We start from the raw sequence: 17878 nt of genomic DNA, 5'->3' as shown, positions 1-17878 counted from the left end.
AACTTTTAAATCAGTTTTCCAGATTATTTTGCCTTCAGTTTTTAAAAAACTGAAAGTAAAAGCACTTTTAAATTATTTCTCTTCAAACTCATTCAAGCGTTTGGTATTTCTTACCCTTTCGGGTTGTATGGTTAAGTGACTAAGCGTACACGGTGGATGCCTTGGCAGTCAGAGGCGATGAAAGGCGTAATAACTTGCGATAAGCCCAGATTAGGTAGTAATAACCTTTTGAGTCTGGGATTCCTGAATGGGGAAACCCACTTGCATAAGCAAGTATCCTGTTGTGAATACATAGCAACAGGAGGCAAACCGGGGGAACTGAAACATCTAAGTACCCCGAGGAAGAGAAATCAACCGAGATTCCGAAAGTAGCGGCGAGCGAAATTGGATTAGCCCTTAAGCTTTTAATGAGACAGATGAAGGCTCTGGAAAGTGCCGCAATAAAGGGTGATAGCCCCGTAATCGACATCTCATAATCAGTGAAAACGAGTAGGGCGGGACACGTGATATCCTGTCTGAATATGGGGGGACCATCCTCCAAGGCTAAATACTACTGACTGACCGATAGTGAACCAGTACCGTGAGGGAAAGGCGAAAAGAACCCCTGTGAGGGGAGTGAAATAGAACCTGAAACCGTGTACGTACAAGCAGTAGGAGCACCTTCGTGGTGTGACTGCGTACCTTTTGTATAATGGGTCAGCGACTTAATTTTAGTAGCAAGGTTAACCGTTTAGGGGAGCCGTAGGGAAACCGAGTCTTAACTGGGCGTACAGTTGCTAGGATTAGACCCGAAACCAGGTGATCTAGCCATGGGCAGGTTGAAGGTTGAGTAACATCAACTGGAGGACCGAACCGACTAATGTTGAAAAATTAGCGGATGACTTGTGGCTAGGGGTGAAAGGCCAATCAAACCTGGAGATAGCTGGTTCTCCCCGAAAGCTATTTAGGTAGCGCCTCGGACGAATACTACTGGGGGTAGAGCACTGTTAAGGCTAGGGGGTCATCCCGACTTACCAACCCTTTGCAAACTCCGAATACCAGTAAGTACTATCCGGGAGACACACGGCGGGTGCTAACGTCCGTCGTGGAGAGGGAAACAACCCAGACCGCCAGCTAAGGTCCCAAAGTATAGCTAAGTGGGAAACGATGTGGGAAGGCTCAGACAGCCAGGATGTTGGCTTAGAAGCAGCCATCATTTAAAGAAAGCGTAATAGCTCACTGGTCGAGTCGGCCTGCGCGGAAGATGTAACGGGGCTAAGCTATACACCGAAGCTGCGGCTACGTACCTTAGGGTATGTGGGGTAGGGGAGCGTTCTGTAAGCCGTTGAAGGTGGTCTGTAAGGGCTGCTGGAGGTATCAGAAGTGCGAATGCTGACATGAGTAACGATAAAGGGAGTGAAAAACTCCCTCGCCGGAAGACCAAGGGTTCCTGTCCAACGTTAATCGGGGCAGGGTAAGTCGACTCCTAAGGCGAGGCCGAAAGGCGTAGTCGATGGGAAACGGGTTAATATTCCCGTACTTCTTACAATTGCGATGGGGGGACGGAGAAGGCTAGGTGGGCCTGGCGACGGTTGTCCAGGTTCAAGTATGTAGGCGGAAAGTTTAGGTAAATCCGGACTTTCTTAACGCTGAGATACGATGTCGAGCTACTACGGTAGTGAAGTCATTGATGCCATGCTTCCAGGAAAAGCCTCTAAGCTTCAGATTGTAAGGAATCGTACCCCAAACCGACACAGGTGGTCGGGTAGAGAATACCAAGGCGCTTGAGAGAACTCGGGTGAAGGAACTAGGCAAAATGGTACCGTAACTTCGGGAGAAGGTACGCTCTTATCAGTGAAGTCCCTTGCGGATGGAGCAGACGAGAGTCGCAGATACCAGGTGGCTGCAACTGTTTATTAAAAACACAGCACTGTGCAAAATCGTAAGATGACGTATACGGTGTGACGCCTGCCCGGTGCCGGAAGGTTAATTGATGGGGTTAGACTTCGGTCGAAGCTCTTGATCGAAGCCCCGGTAAACGGCGGCCGTAACTATAACGGTCCTAAGGTAGCGAAATTCCTTGTCGGGTAAGTTCCGACCTGCACGAATGGCGTAATGATGGCCACGCTGTCTCCACCCGAGACTCAGTGAAATTGAAATCGCTGTGAAGATGCAGTGTACCCGCGGCTAGACGGAAAGACCCCGTGAACCTTTACTACAGCTTGGCACTGAACATTGAACCTACATGTGTAGGATAGGTGGGAGACTATGAAACCGCGTCGCTAGATGTGGTGGAGTCGTCCTTGAAATACCACCCTTGTAGTTTTGATGTTCTAACGTTGGTCCCTGAATCGGGATTACGGACAGTGCCTGGTGGGTAGTTTGACTGGGGCGGTCTCCTCCCAAAGAGTAACGGAGGAGCACGAAGGTGGGCTAAACACGGTTGGACATCGTGTGGTTAGTGCAATGGCATAAGCCCGCTTGACTGCGAGAATGACAATTCGAGCAGGTGCGAAAGCAGGTCATAGTGATCCGGTGGTTCTGAATGGAAGGGCCATCGCTCAACGGATAAAAGGTACTCCGGGGATAACAGGCTGATACCGCCCAAGAGTTCATATCGACGGCGGTGTTTGGCACCTCGATGTCGGCTCATCACATCCTGGGGCTGAAGTCGGTCCCAAGGGTATGGCTGTTCGCCATTTAAAGTGGTACGCGAGCTGGGTTTAGAACGTCGTGAGACAGTTCGGTCCCTATCTGCCGTGGGCGTTGGAAAATTGAAAGGGGCTGCTCCTAGTACGAGAGGACCGGAGTGGACGAACCTCTGGTGTTCGGGTTGTCATGCCAATGGCATTGCCCGGTAGCTAAGTTCGGAATCGATAACCGCTGAAAGCATCTAAGCGGGAAGCGAGCCTTGAGATGAGTTTTCCCTGGCACTATAAGTGTCCTAAAGGGTTGTCGTAGACTACGACGTTGATAGGCAGGGTGTGTAAGTGCTGCGAGGCATTGAGCTAACCTGTACTAATTGCCCGTGAGGCTTAACCATACAACACCCAAGGGGTTTTGTGGACTCAAAACTGTTTGTTTCCGCTTTTAAAAAAGCAGAAGCAAAACTACAAACGCTTGAATGAGTTTGTGAGAAACTTTTATAGCTCTATTAAATAGAGAAGCAGCTTTCCAGATTATTTTGCCTTCAGTTTTTAAAAAACTGAAAGTAAAAGCAAAATTTGCTTGGCGACCATAGCATTGTGGACCCACCTGATTCCATGCCGAACTCAGAAGTGAAACACAATAGCGCCGATGGTAGTGTGGGGCTTCCCCATGTGAGAGTAGGACATCGCCAGGCTTTAAATTTGAACACTTGTCAGCGACGACAAGTATTCCACTGCGGAGTGGTAGTTCAGTTGGTTAGAATACCGGCCTGTCACGCCGGGGGTCGCGGGTTCGAGTCCCGTCCACTCCGCCACTTATTGTAAAAAAGCCCTGCTATTTCTAGCAGGGCTTTTCTAGTCGTCAGACTAGGCTTTCTAATATGTGCTGGAATAATGTGAAGTATAGGGGCACGGTGTCTTTGCTGCACCCATACAACCTAGCAATAAAGCACTTTTCTTCAAATCATGCTCATCTCAATGCCTATCTCTCCTCAAGCTCAACGGCAGAATCCGAATTTACCCGCACGTTGGGAAGCCAGATTAGTCCTATATCAAGAGCCAAAAGGTGAGATAAAAGGTTTTATTACTTCACTTACAGACCCTAGTAGATACTCGCTAGAAAGCCTGCTGCGTATTTATTGGCAACGCTGGGAGATAGAAGAAGGTTATGGTGAAATTAAACAGACTCAACTGCAAAGTCACGTCACTTTACGAAGTCGTTTTTCTGCCGGAGTGAAGCAAGAGCTTTGGGGCGTATTACTTGCCTATAACTTAGTGCGATTAGAGATGGTTAAGATAGCTTCAGAAGCCGGGGTTCGAGCAACTAGGGTAAGTTTTACCGCCGCAATTAACCTTATTGATGCGCAATTACGTTGGCTAGCTTTAAGCCCAGACGGAACCCTACCAGTCAAACTTAAAAGGATGAGAGAAAGTCTGAGTCACTTCATTCTTCCGGATAAAAGAAAGGACCGAACGTTTCCACGTTCAGTCCTCTTTGTTCCAGCCAAATATCCGTTTAGGTTCAAGCAGTAATGCTTATCCGAACGGCATTATTTTTTATGCTTGAACAAGAATTAGCAATGGCACACGAGACCATTGAAGATGCCGACAATTATGAATCTGTCGTCGACGCCATTCAGATTGAGTGGATAGAACAAGCTCTTCTTGAAACCAATAAAGCGAGCATAAGACGACGCCGACTTCCCGCTCAGCAAGCTGTCTGGTTAGTTATTTGGATGGGACTGCAACGCAACATGTCTATCAAAGAGGTATGCAGTTCATTAGACATCGCACTTCAGCCTAAACCTGAAGATAGTTGGTCTCGTGTTGCACCCAGTGTCCTAACTGATTCACGCCGACGTCTAGATGAGAGTCCGTTAGCGGCTCTGTTTCACACAACGGTAAAGGCTTGGCGCGAAGATATCCTTCAACAAGACAAAGACTTAGGGCTTAATGTTCTTGCTGTCGATGGGACAACATTTAGGTGTCAAGATTCCACAGAGAACGCTGAAGAATTTGGGTTCATCTCTAAAAAATTGAAACCTTACCCTCAACTTCGTTTAGTCGCTTTGATGTCAACAGAAACACGAATGATTATGGGGGCAGCTTTTGATGGTTGTCATGTCGGTGAAACGACCCTAGCCAAGCGCCTATTCAATGATATCCCCGCACACTCATTGACCTTATTTGATCGTTGTTATTTCTCGGCAGACCTTTTGTTGTCGTGGCAAGAGAGTGCGGAAAATGCTCACTGGTTAATGCCTGCAAAACGTAAGCTACGCTATGAAGTGTTGGAGAAATATGCTGAGAACGACAACAACGTTGATGGGGATTGTGGGGATTATCTGCTAACTGCAAGATCGTTCAAGTCTTCTTAAACGATCGGCATTAAGTCTGACGACTAGGCTTTCATCATTTCCGGCGTATGTGTTTTATTATTCGTCTTCGAGTTTTGTACAAATGTTTTTCGTTGATCACGAACCCTGATATTTCTTCACTTATTGTAAAGGCCCTATTCTTTTTAATAGGGCTTTATTACGCTAGTCGATGTTGTAATCGCCTCAATGAGTAACCTTCTTAGTATTTCAGAGAGCTGTAGTTCCTAGTAAGCAGACCTGGTTGATAAAGAAGTCTCGTTTTTAATGACTCGGTTTTGTTGGTTTGAAAACACTTGCTCTATCCTTTCTATTTCAAAAGATTGACTCAAGAGAGCAGCTACGTAAAGGTGGGTGTCTGTCTGTGGGTAAATATCTATATACGTCTTCTCTCGAGTTTAGCGCCATTTACTCTTGAGCTTCAAGGTGTCACTTTTCTCTATGACTCATCTCTAACCTCTTCTAGGGGCTTGTTTATAAGAATGGTAAAACTACGTACAGACACAATTAAAGTCGTTCTCCGTGTGTTTGAGAAGCTCGATTGAACAATTTCATGGTTAGTTGGTTTGGTGGTGTTGGACGGGTAGGGTTCGATGAGTTTGGTCTATAGGTATTGAAGAAGTTATCTAGGGGTAAATAGCAGATACAAAAAAGCCGATGCTTGGCATCGGCTTCATGTTTAGTGTATTTGCTTAAGCGGGTTGAACTAGAGCGAGCGCCTTACGAGAAACTTCGTGAGCTGCTTTCGTTAGGTTCTGCTTTTCTAGTGCATCAGACAGGTATCCGTAATCTGATACGTTTGAGCGAAGTGCTAGGGCTTTTTCGAAGTGGCTTTGTGCTTCTGCCCACTTCTGCTCTCTCAGGTAGAATTGAGCCAGCGCGCTGTGTGCTTCTGCATTACCACTGTCTTTACTGATTGCACGTTCTAACATGACCACTACTGGGTGATGATCGGCTAGATTCAACTCTGGAAGCAACATGTAGAGTTCATTTGAACCACTCTTCGCAATGTTCTCTTTGATCACTGTGAATGCTTCTGAGTCAGCTTTACGAGCGATAAGCTGCTTCACAAAGCAGGATACAAGATGGGAATTTTGTTTCTGCTTTCTTGAAAGCTTGTTCCAATGGCTGATTAAACCTTCGCTACCTTGTTGTTGAGCCACATCATGAAGTAACCCACATTGTGCTTTCTGCTCTAATTCACGCTGTTCATCAGCTGTTAGAAGCTTGTTTTTTACTAATTTAGGCGTTAACTCTAGCAATGGCTGCCATAACTTCAGTTGCAGGTAGGTGGCTTTTAATAGACCAAGTACAGCAGTGTTATTAGGGTATGTGCCTTTTAAGGTAGAAAGTGTATCGAATGCAGCTTCGTAGTTTGACTCACTGATTTGCTGTTTAGCTTTAGTTAGCTCAACCGCCAGTAGAGAGTCGTCCTGTTGGCTTGCAAGCTCGATGTACTTATCACGCTCACGTGTATTACCTTGTTCGTGTGCCGCTTGAGAAGCGACTAAATAACAAAGTAGAGGCATGTCGTGATGGTTAGCCCAACGAGTTACTTTCTTCTCAGCGCCTTTCCAGTCACCTTCAAGAAGCTTGATGATGCCTTCATTGGTATAACGACGAGAGCGTTTCAGTTTACGAACACTGAACCAGTTCCAAGTTGTCGAGCTTGCGTACATAAGCTTTTTAAACAGGTACTCTAAGCCGAATAGAGCCGCTAGAAGAGCAATGACAAAGATAATCAGTGTTGTCACGCTCATCTCAATGGTCTTATTCGCAATTGAGATCAGAACGTAGCCTTGTTGACCAGAGAACTGAGTCCCAACAATTAACCCTGCACCTAGAACGAGAAAAAGAAAAATCCAACGAATCATTATTTTTCCTCCGTAGTCATAACAGTGACTTCACGACGTAGGCGCTCACGTATTACATCTGACAAGTCATTTTGAGACTCAAGTTTCACAGGGTATTTCACAGAAATATTCTGCTCGCTCAGCTGCTTAATTGCCTTCTCAAACTCAATCACTGAGTTGTTATCTTGGTTTAGGTACGCTTTCGACCATTCACTCGCGGTATTAAGAGCTGCGCTATACAGTTCACCTTGTTCTTTGTAGACGGCGCGAATCGCGGTTTCTAATTTACCTTTGATGTTTTCACGCAGGTAGAAGTGCTGTTCTGGTGACAGTAGCGGGATAACTTCGCCATCACGACTGCGGAAGGTAATGAAGTTTTCTGAGAAGTCTTTCATCGACGCCATCAGGTTGTTCTGCCAATCATTAATATCTTGCGATACCGCTTTCTTCTCAACAACCGCAGTTTCTGGAAGAATCGCATTGGCAAGTGGTAGTGTATCGACTTGCTGTTGCAGACTTGTGATGCGTAGAACTAAGCCGTCACGGTCGATCAGAGGAATAGTGCGAAGCTTAGTAATGTCATTGGTCATTGATTGACGCAGTGACACTAAGCTAGGGTCATTCAGTGCTGCGATACGTTGATCGGCACTTTCCATTAACTTGGTTGCGCTAACGGCATCATGCTCTAGGAACAGTTTACGTCCTGCTAGTTTCACAAGGTAATCGGCTTCGGCAAGTAACCAGTCATTCGGGCGGCGACCTTTAACATCAGCCACTGCTAACTGCAGGCTTTGAATGCTCTTCTGCTGTTGAGACTGTACGACCTGAGTTTTCTCCACCGCGTGTGAAGCTTCTTGTATAGTCTCTTGCTTGATGGCTTGTAGATCTTTATTTACTGCAGATTGGGTATTTTGAAGCTGTGCTTGAAGAGCAGCGATTTGAGCCGAATACTCAGCACTCTTTTGCTGCATTTGAAATGCGATACCGCCACTGAAGATAATAGAAATAGCGATCGCAATAGCGCCTAGTTTGACACCGCGCTTACCTTGCTTTTCTGCTTTTTCTATTTGCTCTTTATGCTCAGTTTGAGGCTGCTCATTTTTAGCTGTATTTGACATTGAGCCATCAAGCTTATCTTCTGGCTGTTTTGTCTCTTCAGATTCAGCTTTTTCGTTTTCAACAACTACTGGCTGAGTCTCTTGTTTCTTTTCAGGTTCAATATGCTCATTATTTTTTTTGCTTGTCATGCTTATTTCCTGTTTCTAGCTAGGGCCGGAGAGCAGCCAGTAATATTTGGTTCGTAGCACTGTGAGTATTGGTCACGTTTGAGAAACCGAGTTGTTGTGCTCGTTCTACAATGCGCTGGCTTGGGACAAATAGATGTCTTGTTGAAAGCCAAGCCAAATACTCATCAGGGGTAATTGAGCAAAGATACTCCAATTGTTCCTGACTAGTGATGATAACTTTGGACGTTTTTTTGTTTATCCATGTTTGATAGGTATTGTGGTCGCTAATAGGAATATATTCTCTACGGTAAGTCTCACAATAAGAGACTTGTGCACCTCGATTGAGTAGAGAATCTCTAATGAGCTCTCGCCCACCATTACCACGTAGTATCAAAATGGACTTATTTTCTACGCCATTAAGTTCAGTAAGCTTAAGAAGATGTTCACTATCACTCACTTGAGGATAGTTTACTTTTTGTTTACAGGCTTTGCTTAAAACGTGCGCAGTTTTTTGACCAACGCCAAGATAAAGCGGCGAAATTGGCCAAATGGATGAAGTTTTTGAAAGGATGTTTTGAGCAGCGGTCACGGCGTGGTGACTGACTGCAATAATGATATCGCTGTTATTAAGCTTGGTGCTTAAATCCGCAGAGTTTGGATTATCAACGATACGAATCAGCGGATGATGGATTGCTTGAATCCCTTCATCCGCTAGTTGTTGGCAAAGCGATTGTCCCTCTGAACCGGGACGAGTCACCAACACTGTCATGATTATTCTTGGTCAGCGTAAAGCTTAGTTAAGATTTCTCTAGCACCATCGTCCAGCAATTGATTTGCCAGAGTCACGCCAAGCGCTTCTGCGTCTTTACGAGGACCAGATATCTCACCACGAACCATCTTAGAGCCGTCCGGTTCACCAACTAATGCACGTAGCCAGATGTTGTCGCCATCTAATAGTGAATAGCTACCGATAGGCACCTGGCAACCACCTTCCAGAGTAAGGTTCATAGCACGCTCGCAAAGTACGCGATCAGCTGTGTCTTTGTGATTCAGCGGCTCAAGAAGCTTGATTAGACGTTCATCATCTAGACGACATTCAATACCAACAGCGCCTTGGCCGACAGCAGGTAGAGACTGTTCTGGTTCGATGAAACTGCGAATACGCTCTTCTAGCTCTAAGCGCTTAAGGCCAGCAGCAGCGAGTACTATCGCATCATATTGACCATCATCGAGTTTACCTAGACGAGTACCAACGTTGCCGCGCAGTTCTTTTATTATTAGATCAGGGCGGTATTCTAATAGCTGGCATTGGCGACGCAGGCTGCATGTACCTACGACAGCACCTTGTGGGAGTTCATCAATGTTGTTGTAAGTGTTTGATACGAATGCGTCACGCGGATCTTCACGCTCACAAATCGTTACCAGACCTAAACCTTCAGGAAAGTCGACAGGTACATCTTTCATAGAGTGGACTGCTAGGTCAGCACGACCTTCTAGCATTGCTACTTCAAGTTCTTTAACGAACAACCCTTTACCACCCACTTTAGCAAGCGGCGTGTCGAGGATGATGTCACCTTTGGTCACCATAGTTACCAACTCTACCTCTAAACCAGGGTGAGCAGCTTGCAGAGCATCCCTTACAAAGTATGCCTGCCAAAGGGCAAGAGGGCTTTTTCTGGTCGCGATACGGATTGGTGCTGAATTTGTCATGGTGTTTCCGATATAGGTTCTGTAATAGCCTAATCCTACCATTATGAGGCGAGAATTCTTACTGTTTGATCATTCCATACTTTGATAGCTGAGAAATTTTCATGAGTTCACCAAAATAGTGTGATTGGTATCTCATTTGAAACATGGGCTATTATTAGAAATAGTCAATAAAGAGGACACTACGGCGCCGTGAGTTTAACTTTCTGTCATCAAGGAATTGACCAGTATGACGGGTTCCTTTGCTTTACCATTAAGGGTAAAAGTGTTAAATTGATCACGTTTTGTTGCTCCTTTCGTTCAGTAACTAAACAGAACTGCACTTAACCTCAAACCAAGGACTTACCTTGCAGGCTTACACTCAAACTTTGATTCAACGATTAGACAATCTAAATCAGCAGCGCATAGATCGTGCGTTGGCGTTGATGAATGTGCAAGGCCAGCGAGTATTCAACCTTATCCCCGCACTGCTTCACTTCAACAACCCGATGATGCCTGGTTATTATGACCAACAAGTTCCTTTTGGAATTCGTAGCTTCACGCTTAATGAATTCCAAAAGCAATTTGTTTCTGATACCGAATTAACGCTTGGTGGAAAACTTACTGAGGCTGCTGAACCTGCAATCCTTGGTTTGTACACCATGGGTAGCACTTCCTCTATTGGTCAAAGTACTTCAAGTGATCTTGATATCTGGGTGTGTGTGTCCCCGGATATGGATGGCGCATCTCGTGATAGCCTAACCAACAAGTGTTTGCTGATTACCGATTGGGCTGAAACCTTAGGAGTAGAAGCTAACTTCTTCTTGATGGATGAAGAGCGTTTCCGCTCGAACCATTCTGAAGAGATGACAGGCGATAACTGTGGTTCTTCACAGCATTTATTACTGCTTGATGAATTCTATCGCTCTGCGGTTCGTTTGGCTGGTCAACGTTTGTTGTGGCAAATTATTCCGCCAGAAATGGAAGAGTGTTACGACGAGTATGTTCATGGCTTGTGTCAGGATGGTTATCTTGATTGCTCGCAGTGGATCGATTTCGGCAAACTGAATCGTATTCCCGCGGAAGAATACTTTGGTTCAAACTTGTGGCAGCTCTATAAGAGTATCGACTCACCGTATAAATCGGTTTTGAAGGCGATCCTGTTAGAAGCCTATTCATGGGAATACCCAAACACCCAACTGCTGAGTATTGATACCAAGCGTCGCTTCTTTGCGGATGAACCTGATCTGTATGGCATGGATAGCTACTATCTGATGCTTGAGAAGGTAACGCGTTATCTAGAACGCATCAACGACCACACTCGATTGGACTTGGTAAGACGCTGTTTTTATCTTAAGACCCACGAGAAATTGTCACGAGATGCGGGCATTGGTTCTGTTGCATGGCGTCGTGAAGCCTTGACTGAGATGACTAAGTCTTGGAATTGGGGACAGGAAACCATTGCTGAGCTTGATAACCGCCGTAACTGGAAGGTTGAGCAGGTTAAAGTAGTGCATCATGCACTACTTGATGCCTTGATGCTGAGCTACCGTAACCTGATTCAATTTGCGCGTCGCAATGACATCACTTCAGCCATCAGCCCACAAGATATCAGTATCTTGGCACGTAAACTTTACGCTGCGTTTGAGGTCTTGCCTGGTAAAGTGACGCTACTGAACCCGCAAATATCCCCGGATCTGCATGAACCAGACTTGAGCTTCATCGAAGTTCGTCAGGGTCAGTCAAATAAAGCCGGTTGGTACTTGTATAAGCAGCCACTGGTAGCGCATCGTATTCTTGGTCAGCCTTCTCTGGAACACCATGAGTACTTGAGTAAGTTGGTTGCTTGGTCATTCTTTAATGGCTTGATTACTGAGTCGACACGTTTGCATTCTGTGGTTCGTGACGCCCACATTGATATCGATAAGTTCTATCAAATGGTGAGCGATCTGCGTAATACCTTCTCTTTACGTAAGCGCCGCCCAAGTATGCAGGCACTGGCGAGTCCGTGTGAGATCAGCCAGCTGGCGATGTTCATTAACTTTGAAAACGACCCGACTTCTGAATTAAGCGGCCGTGCCTTGAAGGTTGATCTGAAGAATGCAGATATCTTCAGTTTTGGTGAAGAAGGTAAGAGCTTAGTCGGCAGTGTCGATTTGGTTTACCGTAACTCTTGGCATGAAGTACGTACGCTTCATTTCCAAGGTGATACCGCAATGCTGGACGCACTTAAAACGGTTCTTGGCAAAATGCACCAAGATGCGTTACCGCCAGAGTCGGTCGATGTGTTCTGTTACAGCAAAAACCTGCGCGGTGTGATGCGTAACATGGTGTATCAGCTGCTTGCTGAGTGTATCGACTTACGCTTAAAACCAATCGAACCAGAGAAACGCCGTCGCTTTAAGGCTATCCGCCTAGCTAACAAGATGTTTGGTCTGTTCTTCGAGCGCCGTGGTGTGTCGGTACAGATGTTGGAAAACTCGGTCGATTTCTATCGTAGTATCTCAACTAACAAGCTGAAGGGTTCGCCTTTACTGATGCTCGACAAAGAGCAAGAGTATCAATTGCCAGAAGTGGTTGATGGTTTTGCGAGTGAGGGCTTAATTCAGTTCTTCTTCGAAGATACCGACAAAGGTTTCAATATTTATGTATTGGACGAGTCGAATCAGGTTGAGGTGTATCATCAATACAGCGGCGAAAAAGATGAGATGATCGCGAGTGTGAATTCTTTCTACACGTCGGTAAAAGATGAATCGAAGATGTCGTCTAAGTTGATTAACTTTAACTTACCTCAGTACTACCAAATCGTTCATCCTGAAGAGGGTAACTCTTACGTTGTGCCTTATCGTAACGATGCGACGTTAGCTTCTCGGAGTTCAAAGATAGTTAACATCTAGGCTTATTAAGACTGATTGATATTAAAAAAGGAGTGATTGATTCACTCCTTTTTAGTTTTGCTTACAAATGATTAGACCCAATCGATCTCTTCACCTGCGTGCTTGACGCATTCTTCTTTCACCATCTCGAACAGCTCCATGCCCGTCTTAGAACATGTCCACTTGTCGTCGATTAATTTAAAGTGGAAGCCACCAGATTTAGACGCCAACCAGATTTCTTTCATTGGTTCTTGGCGGTTAATGATGATTTGGCTGCGGTTCTCAAACTCCAGCGTCATCACGTTACCAGTCACTTCGTAATCAATATCTGCCTCTGATCCATCGATAGCTTCTTCGATGTTTTGCATCTGTATATCGACCAGCTGATGAAATTCAGTCTCGTTCATCCTTTCTATCCTATTGCTTTTCCTGAGTGTGGTGCGATTATAGGGGGCATTGAGTTAATAATCACGATATGCAAAATGAAAAAATTAATTACCGCTCTGTTTATGGTGTCCGTTATTGGACTTTCTGGTTGTGGTCAAACGGGTCCGTTATACGATCCTGATGAAGTTCAGCAGACTGAACAATCACAATAAGTGAAACACGCAGAAATCGTTATTTATAAGGGATAAGAACTTTGGATTACTTCAACTATCAGGAAGATGGCCAGCTTTGGGCTGAGGACGTCGCACTTTCACAACTAGCAGAGCAATATGGTACACCGCTGTATGTATATTCTCGTGCAACATTAGAACGCCACTGGAATGCGTTTGATTCATCGGTTGGTGAGCATCCACACTTGGTGTGTTATGCCGTTAAAGCTAACTCGAACCTTGGCGTATTGAACACTTTGGCTCGTTTGGGCTCAGGCTTTGACATCGTTTCTGGCGGTGAGCTAGAGCGTGTGGTTGCTGCAGGTGGCGATCCGGCGAAAGTTGTGTTCTCTGGTGTCGGCAAAACAGCCGCTGAAATGAAGCGTGCGCTTGAGTTGAACATTAAGTGTTTCAACGTAGAGTCTGAACCAGAACTAGAGCGACTGAATAAAGTGGCTGGTGAGCTTGGTGTTAAAGCGCCGATTTCACTGCGTATCAACCCAGATGTTGATGCAAACACTCACCCTTACATTTCTACAGGTCTGCGTGATAACAAGTTTGGTATTGCTTTCGACCGTGCTCCAGCTGTTTATGCGTTTGCACAAACACTCGATAACTTGTCTATCCATGGTATTGATTGCCACATCGGTTCTCAGTTAACAGATATCGAACCTTTCATCGACGCAACTGATCGTCTGCTTGCACTAATCGACCAACTGCGTGCTAACGGTATCAACATCAAACACCTTGATGTCGGTGGTGGCTTAGGTGTGGTTTATCGTGATGAATTACCTCCACAGCCTTCTGACTACGCCAAAGCCTTATTGGCTCGCCTAGACAATCATTCTGATCTAGAGCTGATTTTCGAGCCTGGAAGAGCGATTGCTGCTAACGCTGGTGTATTATTAACGAAAGTCGAGTTCCTGAAGCCAACTGAGCATAAGAACTTTGCCATCATCGATGCCGCGATGAATGACCTAATGCGTCCAGCGCTTTACCAAGCGTGGCAAGATATTGTTCCTGTGAGCCCTCGTCAGGGTGAAGCCGTGACTTACGATTTGGTTGGCCCAATCTGTGAGACAGGCGATTTCCTAGGTAAAGATCGTGACCTTGTTCTCGAAGAAGGTGATCTGCTAGCAGTTCGTTCAGCGGGTGCTTATGGCTTCGCGATGTCATCTAACTACAACACTCGTTCGCGTGCGGCTGAAGTGATGGTGGATGGCGATAAAACTCACTTGGTTCGTCAGCGTGAAGAGCTTACGAGTCTGTGGGAACTTGAAAACATTCTTCCGGAGTAATTTTAAGCGTTATGCACTTCCACTTTTCTAAAATGCATGGTTTGGGCAATGATTTCATGGTCGTGGACTGCATTACTCAAAATATTTTCTTTTCTCCAGATCTGATCCGTCGTTTGGCGGATCGTCACACTGGCGTGGGCTTTGATCAGCTACTTGTGGTTGAGGCTCCCTATGATCCAGAAACTGATTTCCATTACCGCATATTCAATGCGGATGGCAGTGAAGTGGAGCAGTGTGGTAATGGTGCACGTTGTTTTGCACGATTCGTTCGCATGAAAGGCTTAACGAATAAGTACAGCATCAACGTCAGCACCAAGAAAGGTAAAATGGTTCTCAAGATTGAAGAGAATGACCTGATCACGGTGAACATGGGCATTCCTGAGTTCGAACCCGGTAAGATTCCATTTAAGGCCAAGCAGCCAGAGAAGACGTATATCCTAAGAACGGATGTACACACCTTATTCTGTGGTGCGGTAAGCATGGGTAACCCACATGTGGTTACCGTGGTTGATGATGTCGACACGGCTGATGTGGACACCTTAGGCCCGCTACTTGAATCACACGAACGTTTCCCTGAGCGTGTTAATGCTGGCTTTATGCAGGTCGTTAACCGTGAAGAAGTTCGCTTGCGTGTTTACGAGCGCGGTGCGGGTGAAACTCAGGCATGTGGCAGCGGAGCGTGTGGCGCAGTTGCCGTTGGTATCACTCAAGGCTTACTGGCTGAGAATGTGAAGGTTCGTCTACCTGGCGGTGACTTACACATTAGCTGGCAAGGCCCGGGTAAACCTCTGTTTATGACAGGCCCTGCAACGCATGTGTTTGATGGGCAACTTTCTTGCTAATAACGACCCAAAACAAATAGATTCATAAAAATAAAGGATAGGTTTTGTCTTACGTTGAAGCCGACGCACTCACCGCAGAAGTGGTCGCGGAATATTTACGTGATAACCCAGATTTTTTCCAAGACCGAAAAGATTTGGTTGATCGCCTTGCTATCAATAACGTTGAGCAGGGCGCTGTTTCTCTGGTTGAGGTTCAGCTTAAACGCCAGCGTCATCGAATCGAAGAGCTTGAAGAAGAGATCACTGGCTTGATGTCGTTGGCAGCAAATAACGATAAAACCTTCTATGAGTTTATGGATCTGCAAGCGCAAGTGCTGAAATGCAGTGACTTCATGCAGGTGATAAAAGCCGTTGAACAAAAAGCGTTAGACCTTGGGCTTAAGGCTCATGTTCGTATTCTTTCGCAATCTGGCTTTTATCAGTTGAGTGCTGAGGGTTACTCTAAGTTTTCGCTTAACCACTTCAACGGTAAAGATGCTTATCTTGGGCGCTTGAGAAAAGCCGACAGACACGATTTGTTTGGTGATTATCCAGTTCCAGAGCTAGGCTCTTATGTAGTACTACCGCTTGCTAAGCAGTCTCCATTGGGTTTGCTCGCCTTTTCTAGTGAAGATGGCGGACATTTCCAACCCCATATGGATACGCTCTTTTTACGCCATTTAGCACTTGTTGTCGCTCATTTGGCGGACACCTTACCTTGGCAGATAAATAATGAGCCTAGAGCCCAAAATACCTCTTCCTAACAGTCTTCAAAAGCCACTTTCTCGCTTCTATGAATATCTCCGAAGCGAGAAGGGACTCAGCCTACACACCCAACGTAATTACAAACAACAACTTGAAACCATGGCCGGTCATTTAGTCACGCTAGGACTGAAAGACTGGGGTCAAGTCGATGCGGCGTGGGTAAGACAACTGGCCAGTAAAGGCATGCGTGAGGGAATGAAAGCGAGCAGCATTGCAACGCGCTTATCTTCACTGCGCAGCTTCTTTGATTTCCTTGTGTTGCGTGGCGAAATGACCGCCAATCCAGCCAAAGGTGTCTCTGCACCTCGCAAACAACGCCCTTTGCCTAAAAACCTCGATGTTGATGAAGTGGGTCAACTGCTTGATGTGAATGAGGATGACCCATTGTCGATTCGTGACCGAGCGATGATGGAGGTGATGTATGGTGCTGGATTACGACTGGCAGAACTGGTCGGTATCAATCTGAAAGATGTGTTGGGTCGACAAGGCGAAATTCGAGTGATTGGTAAAGGCGACAAAGAACGCAAAGCGCCTTTTTCTGGTTTAGCAAAAGAGTGGGTCGATAAATGGCTCAAAGTTCGTGGTGAATTGGCTTCACCGGGTGAAAGCGCGCTGTTTGTCTCTAAGCTCGGGACTCGTATCTCTCACCGCAGCGTGCAAAAGCGTATGGAAGAGTGGGGCAAGAAGCAATCTGTCGCGAGCCACATCAGCCCGCATAAACTGCGTCACTCCTTCGCAACGCATGTGCTGGAGTCGAGTCAAAACCTTCGTGCTGTTCAAGAGTTGTTAGGGCATGAAAACATCTCGACTACGCAAGTGTATACCCACTTGGATTTCCAACACTTAGCGCAAGCTTATGATCAGGCTCATCCGAGAGCTCGTAAGAAGAATAAAGATTAGATTAAAGGGTTTATTATGCGAATTTATCGAGGGTTAAAGCCCATCAAAGCCATGACCTTTGACTTGGATGACACCCTGTATGACAACTGGCCTGTGATCATGAAGGTTGAGAAAGAGATGGCACAGTGGCTTTATCAAAAGCACCCAGTGTCGGCTTCTTTATCGCTTGAAGAGTGGCAGGGCATTAAGCAGCAAGTCGCATCTGAAAACCCAGCTTTGAAACATGATGTCACCGTGTGGCGTGAAACTCAGATTAAGAGTGGTTTGCTGCAATTGGGTTACTCTCTGCAGCAAGCAGAGCAAGCGGCTCGAGAGGGCATTGAGCATGCCTTATGGCTGCGCAATCAAGTCGATGTACCTCAAGAAACACATCGAGTGATGAGAGAGCTTAGCCAGCGTATTCCTCTGGTTGCGATTACCAATGGCAATGTCGATCCACACAAAATTGGCTTAGGGCAGTATTTTCAATTAATCCTTAAAGCCGGCCCTGATGGCAGAGCAAAACCCTACCCAGATATGTTTGAAAAAGCTCAGAAACACCTAGATTGCGACGCTGCGAATATTCTTCATGTTGGTGACCACCTCAAAACAGATGTCTATGGAGCCAAGCAAAATGGCTTTCAAGCGTGCTGGTTTAATGACACTGGTTCCAATTTATACCGCTCCCCGAAGGCGAGTGTGCTCCCTGATGTTGAAATAGACCAACTTAGCGATCTTATGCGACTAATTTAATGGCTTGGTAAGCTTATTGTGTCGCATTTATGATAGTGAATTGTTACATTAGTCGCCTATAAAAGCCTGATTAGGCTAGGATAATTGGCGACTACTTTTTATCGATTCATTTCAGTCATAGCA

At 45.8% G+C, this 17878-nt stretch carries 12 protein-coding genes, 1 tRNA gene, 2 rRNA genes and 2 pseudogenes; 12 read left to right on the top strand and 5 right to left on the bottom strand.

Features of this window, described 5'->3' with window-relative positions; translation table 11 throughout:
- Window positions 1-129 precede the first annotated feature (129 nt).
- The 5 genes and pseudogenes from ITG09_15895 (at window position 130) to ITG09_15875 (ending at window position 4942) form a co-directional block, all read left to right on the top strand.
- Window positions 130-3022, top strand: a 23S ribosomal RNA gene (locus tag ITG09_15895).
- Between the two features lie 184 nt (window positions 3023-3206).
- Window positions 3207-3322: ribosomal RNA gene (rrf, locus tag ITG09_15890) — 5S ribosomal RNA — on the top strand.
- A 43-nt stretch (window positions 3323-3365) separates the two neighbouring features.
- Window positions 3366-3442 (top strand) — tRNA-Asp (locus ITG09_15885).
- 144 nt (window positions 3443-3586) lie between these two features.
- A pseudogene (locus ITG09_15880) lies at window positions 3587-4160 on the top strand (transposase).
- Between the two features lie 26 nt (window positions 4161-4186).
- Window positions 4187-4942: pseudogene (locus ITG09_15875) on the top strand (IS4 family transposase).
- 752 nt (window positions 4943-5694) lie between these two features.
- Here ITG09_15875 and ITG09_15870 read toward each other — a convergent pair.
- The 4 genes from ITG09_15870 to hemC are packed head-to-tail and all read right to left on the bottom strand — an operon-like array spanning window position 5695 to window position 9791.
- Window positions 5695-6876 (bottom strand): heme biosynthesis protein HemY, encoded by a 1182-nt coding sequence (locus tag ITG09_15870; protein ID UPR52108.1) that lies wholly within the window; start codon window positions 6874-6876, stop codon window positions 5695-5697.
- Window positions 6876-8102, bottom strand: coding sequence for a uroporphyrinogen-III C-methyltransferase (locus tag ITG09_15865; protein ID UPR52107.1), 1227 nt, complete (start codon window positions 8100-8102; stop codon window positions 6876-6878). Before ITG09_15865 ends, ITG09_15870 begins: the two co-directional genes overlap by 1 nt.
- 19 nt (window positions 8103-8121) lie before the next feature.
- A complete protein-coding gene (locus ITG09_15860) occupies window positions 8122-8850 on the bottom strand; it encodes a uroporphyrinogen-III synthase (GenBank protein ID UPR52106.1) in 729 nt (242 codons plus the stop codon).
- 2 nt (window positions 8851-8852) lie between these two features.
- Window positions 8853-9791, bottom strand: a complete 939-nt coding sequence (gene hemC, locus ITG09_15855) for a hydroxymethylbilane synthase (GenBank protein UPR52105.1) — start codon at window positions 9789-9791, stop codon at window positions 8853-8855.
- Between the two features lie 344 nt (window positions 9792-10135).
- On the opposite strand from hemC, the gene ITG09_15850 reads away from it, so the two are divergent.
- On the top strand, window positions 10136-12664 hold the full coding sequence (locus ITG09_15850; GenBank protein UPR52104.1) for a class I adenylate cyclase: 2529 nt from the start codon (window positions 10136-10138) through the stop codon (window positions 12662-12664).
- A gap of 71 nt (window positions 12665-12735) precedes the next feature.
- On the opposite strand, the gene cyaY is transcribed toward ITG09_15850, so the two are convergent.
- Window positions 12736-13050: an iron donor protein CyaY gene (gene cyaY, locus ITG09_15845; GenBank protein ID UPR52103.1), complete on the bottom strand. Its 315-nt coding sequence runs from the start codon at window positions 13048-13050 to the stop codon at window positions 12736-12738.
- On the opposite strand from cyaY, the gene ITG09_15840 reads away from it, so the two are divergent.
- The 6 genes from ITG09_15840 to yigB are packed head-to-tail and all read left to right on the top strand — an operon-like array spanning window position 13030 to window position 17755.
- Window positions 13030-13242 carry a lipoprotein gene (locus tag ITG09_15840; GenBank protein ID UPR52102.1) on the top strand — a complete coding sequence of 71 codons (213 nt, stop codon included), beginning with the start codon at window positions 13030-13032 and terminating at the stop codon, window positions 13240-13242. The two genes, cyaY and ITG09_15840, sit on opposite strands and share 21 nt — an antisense overlap.
- Before the next feature lie 41 nt (window positions 13243-13283).
- Window positions 13284-14537, top strand: a complete 1254-nt coding sequence (lysA, locus tag ITG09_15835) for a diaminopimelate decarboxylase (GenBank protein UPR52101.1) — start codon at window positions 13284-13286, stop codon at window positions 14535-14537.
- Window positions 14538-14548: 11 nt separating this feature from the next.
- Window positions 14549-15379 carry a diaminopimelate epimerase gene (gene dapF / locus ITG09_15830; GenBank protein ID UPR52100.1) on the top strand — a complete coding sequence of 277 codons (831 nt, stop codon included), beginning with the start codon at window positions 14549-14551 and terminating at the stop codon, window positions 15377-15379.
- 44 nt (window positions 15380-15423) lie between these two features.
- Window positions 15424-16122 (top strand): DUF484 family protein, encoded by a 699-nt coding sequence (locus ITG09_15825; protein ID UPR52099.1) that lies wholly within the window; start codon window positions 15424-15426, stop codon window positions 16120-16122.
- Complete coding sequence (xerC, locus tag ITG09_15820; protein ID UPR52098.1) at window positions 16091-17023, top strand: tyrosine recombinase XerC; 933 nt, start codon at window positions 16091-16093, stop codon at window positions 17021-17023. The genes ITG09_15825 and xerC overlap by 32 nt, the downstream gene beginning before the upstream one ends.
- Before the next feature lie 15 nt (window positions 17024-17038).
- Complete coding sequence (gene yigB / locus ITG09_15815) at window positions 17039-17755, top strand: 5-amino-6-(5-phospho-D-ribitylamino)uracil phosphatase YigB (GenBank protein UPR52097.1); 717 nt, start codon at window positions 17039-17041, stop codon at window positions 17753-17755.
- Window positions 17756-17878 lie beyond the last annotated feature (123 nt).

Origin of the sequence: Vibrio cyclitrophicus, assembly GCA_023206055.1 — a bacterium.
Taxonomy (GTDB): Bacteria; Pseudomonadota; Gammaproteobacteria; order Enterobacterales; family Vibrionaceae; genus Vibrio; species Vibrio cyclitrophicus_A.
The sequence above is the reverse complement of the archived record's forward strand: the minus strand, read 5'-3'. Positions and strand labels throughout refer to the sequence as shown.

Coding starts and splice junctions, on each gene's coding strand:
- ITG09_15870 (UPR52108.1), bottom strand. CDS start 6,876: ATGATTCGTTGGATTTTTCTTTTTCTCGTTCTAGGTGCAGGGTTAATT.
- ITG09_15865 (UPR52107.1), bottom strand. CDS start 8,102: ATGACAAGCAAAAAAAATAATGAGCATATTGAACCTGAAAAGAAACAA.
- ITG09_15860 (UPR52106.1), bottom strand. CDS start 8,850: ATGACAGTGTTGGTGACTCGTCCCGGTTCAGAGGGACAATCGCTTTGC.
- hemC (UPR52105.1), bottom strand. CDS start 9,791: ATGACAAATTCAGCACCAATCCGTATCGCGACCAGAAAAAGCCCTCTT.
- ITG09_15840 (UPR52102.1), top strand. CDS start 13,030: ATGAAATTCAGTCTCGTTCATCCTTTCTATCCTATTGCTTTTCCTGAG.
- cyaY (UPR52103.1), bottom strand. CDS start 13,050: ATGAACGAGACTGAATTTCATCAGCTGGTCGATATACAGATGCAAAAC.
- dapF (UPR52100.1), top strand. CDS start 14,549: ATGCACTTCCACTTTTCTAAAATGCATGGTTTGGGCAATGATTTCATG.
- xerC (UPR52098.1), top strand. CDS start 16,091: ATGAGCCTAGAGCCCAAAATACCTCTTCCTAACAGTCTTCAAAAGCCA.
- yigB (UPR52097.1), top strand. CDS start 17,039: ATGCGAATTTATCGAGGGTTAAAGCCCATCAAAGCCATGACCTTTGAC.